Here is a 13077-nt window from a genome sequence, read left to right as displayed (position 1 = left end):
CGCCGGCAACACCCCCCATACGATGGGGAACCACGTGGCTAGAGCGACGACGAGACGACTGAGAAGGACCCCTAGTGAATAACCGCTCCCTCACCCGAGGAGACGGCGCGGTGATCGGCGCGGCGCTCCTGCTGCTGATCGCCTCGTTCCTGAACTTCTACACGCTCAAGGGATGCAGCTCCGACGCGTGCGGGGCCGGCGCGTGGAAGAGCGAGCTGTTCCCGCTGCTGCCGTCGGTGCACCTGCTCGGCCTGATCGCGGCGGGTCTGTTCGTCGCCGCGCGCTTCCAGCCCGAGGGCCGCAAGGTGCTCGGCATCGGCCTGGAGCAGTGGGGCGCGGTGCTCGCGGTCGCCGCGGCGTGGGACGCGCTGTGGTCGCTGTTCAACGGTCAGGAGGCGTGGGAGCTGGGCGCCGGCGCCTACCTGTCCTTCATCGCCGCCGCCGCGCTGGCCGCGGTGATACTGCTCTCCCTGCAGGGCCTGCCGGCCCTCAAGGCGGGTCTGCTGCCGGCGCCGCGCCCGCAGGAGCCGCAGCCGTACGGTCAGCCGGGCCAGCCCTACCCGGGCGCCCAGCAGCCGGGACAGACCGGCTACGGCTACCCCGGGCAGCAACCCGCCCCGGAGCAGCCCTTCGACGGCGGTGCGCCGCAGTACGGCTACCCGCAACAGCAGCAGCCGCAGCAGCAGCCCGCGGCGGAGTTCGCGGCGTTCTGGTTCGCGGTGCCGGTGGCGCGCCCGCTGTACGCCGAGGACGGCTCGGGCTCCCCGATCGCCGAACTCACCCCGGGCACCTGGTACCTGGCGGTGGACCAGCACGGCCAGTCCCTCGTCGCCCAGACCCAGGACGGCCGTCGCGGCGTCCTCCAGGACACCAGCGGCATCCAGCGCGGCTGACCGTCCCGGCACCCTTCACCAGTTCGCCCCACCGGCCCCGCCGGTGGGGCGAACTGCTTTCCCAAGCGCAGGTAAATAAAACGCATGAATGTTCGTGGGGACCGGTACCGTACGCGCCTGTCCCCGCGATCACTCGATCGTCACATCTGCATACGGGAATCTCAGTGAACCTCGACTTCAGCGCCGAGCCGCTCTTCTCCTGGTACGTCGTACTGCTGATCATCAGCGGCGTCGCGATGATCATCATCGGTGCGGTCAACTCCGCCGGCCTCAGCGGCGGCTGGCGTGCCTTCAACGTGCTCGCCGGTCTCGCCTTCACCGGCTACGGCATCTACCTCGGATTCATCTTCGACGGCGGCGGGTACGTCATCTTCTTCAAGGCGTTCATCCTGCCGGTCCTGATGGTGATCAACTTCTTCCGCGGGCTGGCCGCCCGGAGCAGGGTTCCCGCCGCCCCGCAGCCGATGATGGCGCCGCCGCCTGCGCCGCCCGCGTACGAGGCGGCCGGCACGACGCCCGCGCCCGCTGCCGCCCCCGTCGCGAACCCCACGCAGCAGGTCTGACGCAGTCCACGACAGAGCTGTGCCCCGGACCGTACGGTCCGGGGCACAGCTCTGTCGTCCACGGGGTGGGCCGACGGGGGATCAGCCGCCCGTGAGCTGGCCCAGGGACGGGATCTGGTCGGTGACCTTGGCGCCGCCCTGCTGGCCGGCCGACTTCACGTTGGTGATGGCGTCCTGGAAGGTGCCGACCACGTCGTCCGTGCCCTCGCCCTTGCGGAGCTTGGACGGCAGGTTCTTCAGGGCGTCGATACCGGCCGTGAGCGGCGCGACCACCTTGGACAGGGTGGGGTCGCCCTTGGCGTTGTTGGAGGCGGCCTTCAGCCGGTTGTACGCGAACGCCCCGGCCAGTCCCGCCTTGACCAGCGCGGTCTTGCGGCCGTCGGCGCCCTTCTTGAACTTGCCCGCCCGGTAGGGCTTGACGATCCACTGGTAGGTGGCGCCGGCGGCGAGGCCGGCGTTGGCGACGAAGCGGGTCTTGGCCAGCTTCTGCTTCTGCACCGAGGCCGTCGGGCTCGCGGTGCCGGAGGCACTTCCGGTCGTGTCGGAGTCGCCGCCACAGGCGGGAACGAGGAGGAGCAGACCCGCCATCAGGAAGGCGGTCAGGACGCGGCGCAGGGGCATGAAGGACTCTCCGGTGAGGGATGCGGTGCGTGATCGCATCCTCACCCGGGGTCCGCCGACCGGCCAGCGCAGCAGGCCATACGGGGAGTCAGGCACTGGCCGGGGACCGACGTTTCAGTCACCCGATCGGGGCAAGACGGCAGGTATGTCCAGACGATATCGCGGCAATCTCGCCGCCACCATCATCATGGTCGTGGCGGATGTGGCGGCATTCATCCTGATCCTGTGGATCGTGCTGTGGATGCTCGACGCCAACCGGGCGAACGATCTCGTGGAGTGGATCCACGACATGGCGACCTGGCTCGGCGGTTGGGCCCACAACATCTTCTCCCCCGACTCGGAGTGGGCCCGCACCCTGCTGAACTACGGTCTGCCGGCGGCGGTCTACCTGATCGTCGGGCACGCCGTGGCAGGACGGGTCAACCGGGCCTGACACCCGGCACCCCGGCCGGCTCAGCTGCCGGAGCAGCAGCCCGCGGCCTCCGGGACGAGTCCCAGGGGAAGCCGGTCGCCTCCGAAGACCGCCGTCGTCGCCTCGTCCCCTCCCAGGGCGGCGACGGCCAGCAACACGGCACCCGCGGTCCAGGTCGTCCGCTCCTGCGGCCAGAACGCCGGGGCGCCCCCTGTCCGCGCATCCGCTTCGAAGACGTACCCGGTCCAGTACATGCCGTCCTCGGCCCGCAGGTGCTGGATCGCGGCCAGGAGCTCCACGGCGCGGTCGGACTCGCCCATCGCCCACAGGGCGAGGGCGAGTTCGGCGCTCTCACCGCCGGTCACCCACGGGTTGGGGACGACGCAGCGCACGCCGAGGCCGGGCACGACGAAGTCGTCCCAGCGGGACTCCAGGCGCTCCTTGGCGGCCGCGCCGCGCAGCACGCCGCCGAGGATCGGGTAGTACCAGTCCATCGAGTAGCGGTCCTTGTCCAGGAACCGCTCGGGGTGGCTCTGCACGGCGTGCCCGAGCGCGCCGGCGGCCAGCTCCCAGTCGGGCTGCGGGTCCTCGCGGTGCTCGGCGACGGCCAGTGCGCAGCGCAGGGCCTGGTACATCGACGAGCAGCCGGTCAGCAGCGCCTCGCGCGGGTACGTCCCGTCCTCCTCCCGCTTCCAGGCGATCGCGCCGCCCGGCAGCTGGAGTTCCAGCACGTACTCGATCGCCGCGTACAGCACCGGCCACATCCGCTCCACGAACGCGTCGTCCCCGGTGGACAGGTAGTGGTGCCAGATGCCGACCGCGATGTAGGCGCAGAAGTTGCTCTCCCGGCCGCGGTCGGTGGGCTCGCCCTCGGCGCCGTCGGCGTAGCCGTACGCCGCGTACCAGGAACCGTCCTGGTTCTGCCGGCGGGCGAGCCAGGTGTAGGCGGCGTCGGCACGGTCGTACTCGCCGGCGGCGTCCAGCGCCATGGCGGCCTCGACGTGGTCCCACGGGTCGAGGTGGCCGCCGGCGAACCACGGCAGCGCGCCGTCGGGGCGCTGCACCGCGACGATGCCGGCGACGGTGGCCGCCGCCTGCTGCGAGGTCAGGACGCCGGGCAGGACGAGGTGTTCGGTCTGCCTCACGCGTCGACGCCCGCCTTCGGGGTGTGCGGCTTGGTGGCGTACGCGACGAAGCTCTTGCCGATCAGCGGGTTGAGCGCGTTCTCGGCGAGCCGGGTGGCCAGCGGCTTCTTCATGATGTCCCACACCAGCAGCTTGTGGTACAGCTTCACCGGCAGGGCCTTGTCGTTGTCCACGCCGACGGCGCACTTGATCCACCAGTACGGGGAGTGCAGCGCGTGCGCGTGGTGGCTGCCGTAGGGGCGCAGGCCGGCCTCGCGGATCTTGCCGAGCAGCTCGTCGGCCCGGTAGATGCGGATGTGGCCGCCCTCGACCTCGTGGTACGCGTCCGACAGCGCCCAGCAGACCTTCTCCGGTCCGTAGCGCGGCACCGTCACGGCGAGCAGGCCGCCCGGCTTGAGGACCCGCACCATCTCGGCGAGCACGCCCTTGTCGTCCGGGATGTGCTCCATGACCTCGGAGATGATGACCCGGTCGAAACTGTCGTCGGGGAACGGCAGATTGAGCGCGTCGCCCTCCATGGCGGTGGCGGTCGCGCCGGCCGGGGCCTCACCCGCCTCCTTCATGGCGGCGAACCACTTGGCGACCTCGCGGATCTCCTCGCCGTTGCGGTCCAGGGCGACGACGTCCGCACCACGCCGGTAGCACTCGAAGGCATGGCGGCCCGCGCCGCACCCGAGATCCAGGACGCGGTCCCCCGCGGCGAGGGGGAACCGGGAAAAATCGACGGTCAGCACGGAGCGTCGCCTTTCTCTTGCGGCGGTCGTGTGGGGCGCGGCATCAGATCCGCGCCGCCTGGGTGGCGGGGGTGCGTGCGGCGTGGGGCGGCCGCATGCCGCCGGCGGCCTCGATCACCGCGCGGTAGTGCTCGGCGGTGCCGATGGCGGCCCGTTCCCAGGTGAAGCGGGCCAGGACGCGTTCACGGCCGGCGCGGCCGAGGCTGCGGCGCAGCCCGGAGTCGGCCAGCAGCCGGCCGAGCGCGGCGGCCAGCGCGCCGGAGTCGCCCGGCGGAACGGCCAGGCAGGTCTCGCCGTCGGGGCCGGCCACCTCGGGGATGGCACCGCCGGTGGTGGCGACCAGCGGGGTGCCGGTCGCCATGGCCTCGGCTGCGGGCAGCGCGAAGCCCTCGTACAGCGAGGGCACGCAGGCGACCTGGGCGCTGCGCACCAGGTCGACGAGTTCCGCGTCGCTGATGCCCTTCACGAACCGCACGGCGCCGGAGAGTCCGAGGCGTTCGATGGCGGCGGCGACCGGACCGTCGTCGGCGCGCCGGCCGACCACGACCAGGTGCGCGTCGGGCTGCTCGGCGCGGACCTTCGCGAGCGCCTCCACGAGGTGGATGAGGCCCTTGAGGGGAACGTCGGCGCTGGAGGTGGTGACGATCCTGCCGGACACCTCGGGCACCGAGGGGTCGGGCGAGAACAGCCGGGTGTCGGCTCCGATGTGCACCACGTGCACCCGGTCCTCAGGCACCCCGAGGTGGTCGACGATCTCCCGGCGGGAGGTGCCGGAGACGGTGAGCACCGACGGCAGCCGGCGGGAGACCCGCCTCTGCATCCGCGTGAAGCCGTACCAGCGGCGCACCGAGGCGCGACGCTTCCAGCCCTGCGCGGCGTCCAGTTCCAGCTGCCGGTCGACGGTGATCGGGTGGTGGATGGTCGTCACCAGCGGCGCGCCGAGCGCGCCGGGGCCGCCGAGCAGGCCGTACCCGAGCGTCTGGTTGTCGTGGACGACGTCGAACGCACCGCGCCGGGCGACCAGATGACGGCGGGCCCGCAGGCTGAAGGTGAGCGGCTCGGGGAAGCCGCCGGTCCACATCGTGGCGACCTCGAGGGCGTCGACCCAGTCGCGGTACTCACCGCGTCCCGGGGTGCGGAAGGGGTCCGGCTGGCGGTAGAGGTCCAGGCTGGGAAGTTCGGTGAGGGTCACTGCGCCATCGGGGTCGTCCACGACGTCAAGGACGGGGTAGGGCTGGGCGCCGATCACCTCGACGCTGTGGCCCAGCCGGGCGAGTTCGCGGGACAGATGGCGGACGTAGACGCCTTGGCCCCCGCAGAACGGGTTCCCCTTGTAGGTGAGCAGCGCGATCCGGAGCGGCCTGGCCTCTGCGGTCACTCACGGCCCCCTTCTCACTGCACTTCGGCCGGAGCGTAGCCGCCCGCGCCTCGCTAGAACAAGTTCCAGATTCGGTTACCCGGGAGTTGCCCGAGAGCTTGAAGATACCTGTCCCGGCGCGGGCACCCTGGGCCGGGACAGGTGATTCGCGCCACTGTGCGGGAACCCGCCGGGAAATCCCGCGGCGGGCCGCTCACGACCGCCCCGCACCACGGCCGCGGGGGCCCTCGACAGGGGTCCCGCGGGGGTCTTGAGGGGGTTCCTGACGGGGCGCCGGAAGGGTCCGGGACAGCCCGCCGCGGATGGGGAGAGCGCGGTAATCTGGGGTGAATCCTCGCGTCGCACACCGGATTGGGCCAGATGACCGCAGCTCCCCAGCCGCCCCCGGTGCCGCTGACCGAACGTCAGGAAGCCCGGCGCCGCCGCATCCTGCGCACCAGCGCGGCGCTCGCGGGCCGGGGCGGCTTCGACGCCGTGCAGATGCGCGAGGTCGCCGAGCGGTCGGATGTCGCGCTGGGAACGCTGTACCGCTACTTCCCGTCCAAGATCCACCTGCTGGTCGCCACGATGCAGGACCAGTTGGAACACCTCCACGAGACGCTCCGCAAACGCCCGCCCGCGGCCGCCGGGCCGGCGGACCGGGTGGCGGAGACGCTGATGCGGGCGTTCCGCGCGATGCAGCGGGATCCGTACCTCGCGGACGCGATGGTGCGCGCCCTGACCTTCGCGGACCGCTCGGTCAGCCCCGAGGTGGACGCGGTGTCGCGGCTGACTACGGCGATCATCCTCGACGCGATGCGGCTGGACGGGCCGCCGGACGCCGAGTTGCTGTCCGCCGTCCGGGTCATCGAGCACACCTGGCACTCGGCGCTCGTCACCTGGCTCTCGGGCCGCTCCTCCATCGCCCAGGTCGAGGTCGACCTCGAGACCGCGTGCCGTCTGATCGACCTCGCGGCCCCCGCGGAGCCGGCGGGCTGAGCGGGGGGCCGGCCGAGCGGGGGCCATCGCGCTCTGCTGACGCGTCACCGGAACCGGGCGCGCCGGGGAACTGATACCCGTTCCAGTCATGGCGGTCCCCGGCAGGCAGGAGCCTGGTCGCATACGCGGCGGTATGAGCCGTTCCGGTAAGGGCGTTGTGAGAGTCGTGTGAGCATCGCCGCACGGGGTGGTCACAACCAGGTACCGCCATCCGGTTAAAGTGTGGCCGAACGACCCGTCCGGTGCCGTGTCCCGCGCTCCCCCGCCGCGCGCGACCGCTCGACCGAAAGGCACCCGCCGATGCTTCTCCGCCGCACCGCGGCGGCGGCCCTGGCCGCCTTCAGCACCCTGGCGATCGCCGCCTCGCCCGCCCCCGCGACGCGCCCCGCCGCCCTCTACGGCGCGGCGGACCCCACGTACGACGGCGTGTGGCGCCAGTCGTACGCGCTGCTCGCACTCCACGCCGCGGACACCCCGCCGGCCGAGGGAGCGGTGGACTGGCTGGCCGGGCAGCAGTGCGCGGACGGCGGCTTCGCCTCGTACCGCGCGGACCCGACCGTGCCGTGCGACACCGCGACCGAGGACACCAACGCCACCGGCATAGCCGTGCAGGCCCTGGCCGCCCACGGCAACGACTTCGCCGCCCGGCGCGGCGCCGACTGGCTCGCCAAGGTGCAGAACCGGGACGGCGGCTGGTCCTACAACCCCGGGGGCACCACCGACGCGGACTCCACCGGCGTCGCCATCGGCGCCCTCAAGGCAGCCGGGACCGACGTGAAGTCCGTGACCACCGACGGGATGAACCCGTACGACGCGCTGCGCGCCCTGCAACTGCCCTGCAGTCACAAGGACGGCGGCGCCTTCGCCTACCGGCGGGAGAGCGGCACGGGAGGCCCGGCGGCGAACGCCAAGGCCACCGCGGACGCGGTGCGCGCCGCCGAGGGCGCCGGGTTCGTCGTGGAGGCACCCGCCCAGGACATGCCGCCGCGCACGGCCTGCGAGGGCAGCGCCGCCGACGCGGGCGCCACCTGGCTCGTCCGCCAACTGGACGAGGGCGGGGGCTACTTCAGCTCCGGTCCGCAGATGCCCGACTTCGGGACCACCGCCGACACGGTGGTCGCCCTCGCCGCCGGCGGCCACCTCGACGCCGCCCGGGGCGCCTACAACTGGCTGGCCGCCCACGGCGAGGGGTGGTCGCAGGACAACCCTGCCGCACTGGCCCAACTGGCCCTCGCCGCGTACGCGACCGACAACCCCACCCGGGATCCGATCGCCCGGCTCAGCGCCCTCGTACCCCCGCCGGAGCAGCGCGCCGAGTCCTCCGGCGGGGGCTCGGTGTGGTGGGTGGCCGGCACGGGACTGGTCGCCGTCCTCTGTCTCGGTGTGCTGCTCACGGGGCGCAAGACCCGTATCTGACGGTCCCGTCCGGGGCCGCACTGCCGCGCTCAGATCCGCTGGATGATCGTCCCGGTCGCCTGAGCGCCACCCGCGCACATCGCGATCAGGGCGAACTCGCGATCCGTGCGCTCCAGTTCGTGCAAAGCCGAGGTGATCAGGCGAGCACCGGTCGCGCCCACCGGATGCCCCAGCGCGATGGCCCCGCCGTTGACGTTGACCTTCTCCAGGTCCTGGCCGAAGACCCGTGCCCAGGACAGCACCACGGAGGCGAAAGCCTCGTTGATCTCGACGAGGTCGATGTCGTCGAGGGTCATGCCCGCCTTGCCGAGCACAGCCCGCGTCGCGTCGATCGGCCCGTCGAGGTGGAACCGGGGATCGGCGCCGACCAGTGCCTGGGCCACGACACGGGCCCGCGGGCGCAGCTTCAGCGCCCGCGCCGCCCGCTTGGACGCCCACATCACCGCCGCGGCACCGTCGGAGATCTGCGAGGAGTTCCCGGCGGTGTGGACGGCCGCCGGCATGACCGGCCGCAGCCCGGCCAGCGCCTCCATGCTGGTGTCGCGCGGGCCCTCGTCCCGGTCGGCGGGGCGCCACAGCCGCTGCCCGGCGAACTGCTCCTCCTCGGTGGTGGGCACCTGCACCGCGAAGGTCTCCCGCTTGAAGCGCTCCTCGGCCCAGGCGCGCGCCGCCCGCTCCTGGGAGATCAGCCCGAGCCCGTCGACATGCTCCCTGGTCAGCCCGCGGCGCCGGGCGATGCGCTCGGCGGCCTCGAACTGGGTGGGCAGGTCCACGTTCCACTCGTCCGGGAAGGGCCTGCCCGGACCGTGCCGGGAGTCGCTGCCCAGCGGCACCCGCGACATGGCCTCCACGCCGCAGCCGATGCCGATGTCGATCACGCCGGCCGCGATCATGTTGGCGACCATGTGGTTGGCCTGCTGCGAGGAGCCGCACTGGCAGTCGACGGTCGTCGCCGCGGTCTCGTACGGCAGGCCGCCCGCCAGCCACGCGGTGCGTACCGGGTTCCCCGACTGCTCCCCGGCCTGCGTGACCGTGCCGCCGACGATCTGCTCCACGGCGTCGGGCTGGATGCCGGTGCGGGCGAGCAGTTCGCGGTACGTCTGCCCGAGCAGATGGGCGGGGTGGAGGCCGGCGAGCGTGCCGCCGCGCTTGCCGATGGGGGTGCGTACGGCTTCGACGATGACGGGTTCAGCGGCCATGTACCTCGCCCTTTCGCGGCGGCGGCTCGTACGCGTTCCGGTTCTTTGCGTCAGGCAGTCTGCTTACCGCCGGTACAGGGGCGCAAGGGGTGTGCACGAGGACGCGCGGGAGGTCCTTGCCACGTGGCGGGGCGGCAACTACCGTCGACACCCGTAACTGACGACCCATCAGATCGCGGCCCGGCCGCCCACATCCCCCACCTGCCGGAAGACAGCCCTCGATGCCCCCTGCCACCCGCACCACGCGCCACGCCTGCCCCGCCCTCCCCGACGGCTTCGACTTCACCGACCCCGGCCTCAACCAGGAGCGTGTTCCCCTCCCCGAGTTCGCCGTCCTGCGGGAATCCGCCCCCGTCGCCTGGATCCCCCAGCCGCACGGCCTCGCCGGCTTCGGCGACGACGGCTACTGGGCGGTCACCCGGCATGCCGACGTGACGACGGTGTCCACCGGCCCCGAGGTCTTCTCCTCGCGTGCCAACACCGCGATCATCCGCTTCCAAGAGCGCATGCGGCGCGACCGTATCGACGTCCAGCGGCTGATCCTCCTCAACATGGACCCGCCCGAGCACACCCGGCTGCGCCGGATCGTGCAGCGGGGCTTCACCCCGCGCGCCGTCCGCGCACTGGAGGACGCCCTGCGCGAGCGCGCCGGCCGCATCGTCGCCGAGGCCGCCGCGCGGGGCAGCGGCGACTTCGTCACCGACATCGCGTGCGAACTGCCCCTGCAGGCCATCGCCGAACTCATCGGCGTCCCCCAGGAGGACCGGGCAAGGATCTTCGCATGGTCCAACAGGATGACCGGCTACGACGACCCGGAACTCGCGGTCACCGAGGAGACCGCCGCCCAGGCGTCCGTCGAGCTCATCTCGTACGCCATGAACCTGGCTGCCGAGCGCAAGGCCCGCCCCGCCCCCGACATCGTCACCACGCTCGTCGCCGCCGAGGACGAGGGCAGCCTGACCAGCGACGAGTTCGGCTTCTTCGTCCTCGTCCTGGCGGTCGCGGGCAGCGAGACCACCCGCAATGCCATCACCCACGGCATGCACGCCTTCCTCACCCACCCGGAGCAGTGGGACCTCTTCCGCGCCGAGCGCCCGCGCACCGCCGCCGACGACGAGATCGTCCGCTGGGCCACCCCGGTCACGTCCTTCCAGCGCACCGCCACCCGGGACACGGAACTCGGCGGCGCCAGGATCTCCGCCGGAGACCGCGTCGGCCTCTTCTACGCCTCCGCCAACCACGACCCCGAGGTCTTCACCGCCCCCGACACGTTCGACATCACCCGCGACCCCAACCCCCACCTCGGCTTCGGCGGCGGCGGCCCCCACTTCTGCCTCGGCGCCGGCCTCGCCCGCCTCGAGATCGACCTGATCTTCGACGCCATCGCCGACATCTCCCCCGCCATCCGCCTCGCCGGCACCCCCCGCCGCCTCCGCTCCCCCTGGCTGAACGGCGTGAAGGAACTCCGCGTGACCTACTCCTGACCGCGGGCGTGCGATTGCTGGGCAGGGGGTATGGCAGGGTAGGGTGTGCTTTCGCATGTCCAGCGGGCGTGTAGCTCAGCGGTAGAGCGCTGCCCTTACAAGGCAGATGTCGGCGGTTCGAAACCGTCCACGCCCACCAGCGAGAAGACCCCCAGCCGGGCAGGGCTGGGGGTCTTTGACATCCGGATCTGACATCAACGGCCACGCTCACTCACGGCCGGGACGCCTCCGGAGCAGCCGGTCCATGTGGCTCAAGGCCTCTCGCTGGGTGTCCTGCACGACGTGCGTGTAGACGTTCATCGTGATGGCGATCTGGGAGTGGCCCAGGATCTCCATCACCACGCGGGGCGCGACGCCGGCGGCGGTCAGCAGCGTGGCGCAGCCGTGCCGGGCGTCATGCAGCCGGATCACGCGAAGACCGGCGCTGCCGGCGACGCGCGTGAACGAGCGGTACAGGTTCCGCGGCTCGACCGGTCGCCCCGTGCGAGTGGTGAAGACGTAATCGCTCTCGGTCCACTGCTCCCCCGCCCGCTCCCGCATGGCCGCCTGGCGCATCCGTTGCCACCGCAGAGGAGCGACGCACATCGCCGGCAGGGGAAGCGACTGCTTGCGGCGGCGTCCCTTGGGGTCGTCGTCGTACACCTCTCCATGGACGCGCTGCCGCTGCTTGCGGACCCGGATCACGCGCTGCTCCAGGTCGACGTCCTGCCAACGAAGACCGATGATCTCCCCGCGCCGGAAGCCGAGTGCGATGGCGATGACGAAGGCCGCGTACAGCGGATCCGTCCGGGCCGCCGCGAGGAAGTCGAGCGTCTCGTCCAGCGACCACGGCGACAGGTCGCGCTGCTCCACCTGTGGCGGCTCGACGAGCGACACCACATTGCGCGCGATCAGTTCCTCGCGGCAGGCGGCGGAGAGCGCGGAACGCAGCACCTTGTGCGACTCCTTGGCGGTGGCCGGGGTGGTCTGCTGCTCCAGGCGCGCGAGGAAGCGGCGGACGTCGGCGACGCTCAGGGCCTCCAGCTTCTTGGAGCCGAGCAGCGGCACCAGGTAGAGCCGGACGTGCACTTCGTACTTGGCGAACGTGGTCCGCTTCCGCCGGGGCTTGATGACGTTCTCCAGCCAGTACGGCAGCCACTCCCCGAGCCTGGCCGACCGAGTCGGCACCGGGATGCCGGACTCCACCTTGGCCAGCAGCTCCCGGCGCTTGACGTCGCACTCGGCCCAGGTCTTGCCGTAGGCGAACTTCCGGGCCCGAGTGCCGTCCGGCTGGAGGACGTAAACGGCGGCCTGATAGCGACCGTCCTTGCGCTTGGTGATGGTGCCGGCGCCGTTGGACGAGGCAATACCCTTCGTCCAACGCCTCCTGAGCGGCAACACAACCGACGAGGCGCAAGCCTCTGAGCTCCTGGCAGCCTTGGAGCGCGGACTGAGGTGCCCGCACATCTCGGACTACATCTTCTGGGACTTCGACCCCGCGCTCACCGCCGAGAAGGTCGTCGATCGAGCCATGGCGTACAAGCCCATCGCTCTCTGAAGTTTGTCGGACTCCAGTTGAGGCCTGACGTTGGGTGATGCTTGAGGAACTCCCTGAGGATTTGCCCTCGACGGGAGGGCGCCGGGGCCCGAAGGCGATGCGGCTAGTGTGTGCAGCGCCAGGGGCATCGACCTTGGGGGGGGACCAGTGGGCCGCAACAGTATGCCTATAGAGAACCAGGGCGACATCGACCTCTGTCTCTTCATCGAACCGTACTGCGAGGACTACTGGATGAAGCCGGGAGAGGCTCTCACTGTACGTTCTGAGGCGGAGGAGATCGACGTCTGGTTCGACACCTATATCTCGAAGGGCTGCGTCACCGTGTGGCTCTACGAGGACGGTGACCCGCACAAGATCGTGGGCGACTACGCAGTCATCGACGCGGCCGGCCGGCGCCTGGATTCCGGACACCAACGGCCCCGTGGCCAGCGCTGGTCGGCAGCCGGACCCATCATCGGCTGACATTGAAGCAGTCGCGGGACAGCCCTCAGCCGATCATGAAGCGCTCTGAGCGCGGTAAGACTTTCTCTACTTCATCAAGGCACCCGGCGTCGCTCACGCTCCGCCGGGCGCGCGGCCCGCGTCCGGCCGCGCCCACGCTCCTGTCTGCGCCCCGCTTGGCGCGCCGTCCGCGACCGCGCGCCCGCAGAGGTAGGCCGAGGGCATGAGGTGAGAACCGCGTTGGCTGGGGCGGCCGGCGCTCCGATGCTTTAGGCA

13 protein-coding genes and 1 tRNA gene are annotated in these 13077 nt (G+C 71.6%); 8 read left to right on the top strand and 6 right to left on the bottom strand.

The annotated features are described in order from the left end of the window. The first annotated feature begins 74 nt into the window (after window positions 1–74). Window positions 75–893 carry a hypothetical protein gene (locus RV983_RS25405; protein ID WP_475988040.1) on the top strand — a complete coding sequence of 273 codons (819 nt, stop codon included), beginning with the start codon at window positions 75–77 and terminating at the stop codon, window positions 891–893. 164 nt (window positions 894–1057) lie between these two features. Continuing rightward, the gene (locus tag RV983_RS25400) at window positions 1058–1456 is read left to right on the top strand and encodes a hypothetical protein (RefSeq protein ID WP_475988039.1); all 399 of its coding nucleotides are present in this window, start codon (window positions 1058–1060) and stop codon (window positions 1454–1456) included. Between the two features lie 81 nt (window positions 1457–1537). Here RV983_RS25400 and RV983_RS25395 read toward each other — a convergent pair whose 3' ends face one another. Next, window positions 1538–2116, bottom strand: coding sequence for a hypothetical protein (locus RV983_RS25395; RefSeq protein WP_475988038.1), 579 nt, complete (start codon window positions 2114–2116; stop codon window positions 1538–1540). A 106-nt stretch (window positions 2117–2222) separates the two neighbouring features. Here RV983_RS25395 and RV983_RS25390 point away from each other — a divergent pair, with 106 nt between their 5' ends. Then, a complete protein-coding gene (locus tag RV983_RS25390) occupies window positions 2223–2510 on the top strand; it encodes a hypothetical protein (protein ID WP_475988037.1) in 288 nt (95 codons plus the stop codon). A gap of 20 nt (window positions 2511–2530) precedes the next feature. On the opposite strand, the gene RV983_RS25385 is transcribed toward RV983_RS25390, so the two are convergent. Genes RV983_RS25385 through RV983_RS25375 form a run of 3 tightly spaced genes read right to left on the bottom strand, consistent with a single transcriptional unit; the run spans window position 2531 to window position 5746 of the window. Then, the gene (locus RV983_RS25385) at window positions 2531–3634 is read right to left on the bottom strand and encodes a prenyltransferase/squalene oxidase repeat-containing protein (RefSeq protein WP_475988036.1); all 1104 of its coding nucleotides are present in this window, start codon (window positions 3632–3634) and stop codon (window positions 2531–2533) included. Next, window positions 3631–4368 (bottom strand): class I SAM-dependent methyltransferase, encoded by a 738-nt coding sequence (locus RV983_RS25380; RefSeq protein WP_475988035.1) that lies wholly within the window; start codon window positions 4366–4368, stop codon window positions 3631–3633. Before RV983_RS25380 ends, RV983_RS25385 begins: the two co-directional genes overlap by 4 nt. Before the next feature lie 43 nt (window positions 4369–4411). After that, window positions 4412–5746 carry a glycosyltransferase family 4 protein gene (locus RV983_RS25375; RefSeq protein WP_475988034.1) on the bottom strand — a complete coding sequence of 445 codons (1335 nt, stop codon included), beginning with the start codon at window positions 5744–5746 and terminating at the stop codon, window positions 4412–4414. 360 nt (window positions 5747–6106) lie between these two features. Between RV983_RS25375 and RV983_RS25370 the strand changes: the two genes are divergently transcribed. Both RV983_RS25370 and RV983_RS25365 read left to right on the top strand, forming a co-directional pair. Continuing rightward, the gene (locus RV983_RS25370) at window positions 6107–6724 is read left to right on the top strand and encodes a TetR family transcriptional regulator (protein WP_475988033.1); all 618 of its coding nucleotides are present in this window, start codon (window positions 6107–6109) and stop codon (window positions 6722–6724) included. A gap of 300 nt (window positions 6725–7024) precedes the next feature. Then, a complete protein-coding gene (locus tag RV983_RS25365) occupies window positions 7025–8140 on the top strand; it encodes a prenyltransferase/squalene oxidase repeat-containing protein (RefSeq protein ID WP_475988032.1) in 1116 nt (371 codons plus the stop codon). 29 nt (window positions 8141–8169) lie between these two features. Here the strand turns inward: RV983_RS25365 and RV983_RS25360 are convergent, their stop codons facing one another. Continuing rightward, on the bottom strand, window positions 8170–9339 hold the full coding sequence (locus tag RV983_RS25360; protein ID WP_475988031.1) for a steroid 3-ketoacyl-CoA thiolase: 1170 nt from the start codon (window positions 9337–9339) through the stop codon (window positions 8170–8172). Window positions 9340–9560: 221 nt separating this feature from the next. Between RV983_RS25360 and RV983_RS25355 the strand changes: the two genes are divergently transcribed. Further along, a complete protein-coding gene (locus RV983_RS25355) occupies window positions 9561–10823 on the top strand; it encodes a cytochrome P450 (RefSeq protein WP_475988030.1) in 1263 nt (420 codons plus the stop codon). A gap of 64 nt (window positions 10824–10887) precedes the next feature. Continuing rightward, window positions 10888–10962, top strand: a tRNA-Val gene (locus RV983_RS25350). 68 nt (window positions 10963–11030) lie between these two features. Here RV983_RS25350 and RV983_RS25345 read toward each other — a convergent pair. Continuing rightward, window positions 11031–12200, bottom strand: coding sequence for a tyrosine-type recombinase/integrase (locus RV983_RS25345; protein WP_475988029.1), 1170 nt, complete (start codon window positions 12198–12200; stop codon window positions 11031–11033). A gap of 307 nt (window positions 12201–12507) precedes the next feature. Here RV983_RS25345 and RV983_RS25340 point away from each other — a divergent pair, with 307 nt between their 5' ends. Then, complete coding sequence (locus RV983_RS25340) at window positions 12508–12822, top strand: hypothetical protein (protein ID WP_475988028.1); 315 nt, start codon at window positions 12508–12510, stop codon at window positions 12820–12822. The last annotated feature ends 255 nt before the right edge of the window (window positions 12823–13077 follow it).

The sequence above is a fragment of the Streptomyces sp. RLA123 genome (assembly GCF_056270165.1).
This window is presented reverse-complemented; position numbering and strand designations above follow the sequence as displayed.

Bases quoted from the DNA above. Each gene is read 5' to 3' on its own strand.
- RV983_RS25390 (WP_475988037.1), top strand. From the start codon at position 2,223: ATGTCCAGACGATATCGCGGCAATCTCGCCGCCACCATCATCATGGTC.
- RV983_RS25370 (WP_475988033.1), top strand. From the start codon at position 6,107: ATGACCGCAGCTCCCCAGCCGCCCCCGGTGCCGCTGACCGAACGTCAG.
- RV983_RS25365 (WP_475988032.1), top strand. From the start codon at position 7,025: ATGCTTCTCCGCCGCACCGCGGCGGCGGCCCTGGCCGCCTTCAGCACC.
- RV983_RS25395 (WP_475988038.1), bottom strand. From the start codon at position 2,116: ATGCGATCACGCACCGCATCCCTCACCGGAGAGTCCTTCATGCCCCTG.
- RV983_RS25355 (WP_475988030.1), top strand. From the start codon at position 9,561: ATGCCCCCTGCCACCCGCACCACGCGCCACGCCTGCCCCGCCCTCCCC.
- RV983_RS25360 (WP_475988031.1), bottom strand. From the start codon at position 9,339: ATGGCCGCTGAACCCGTCATCGTCGAAGCCGTACGCACCCCCATCGGC.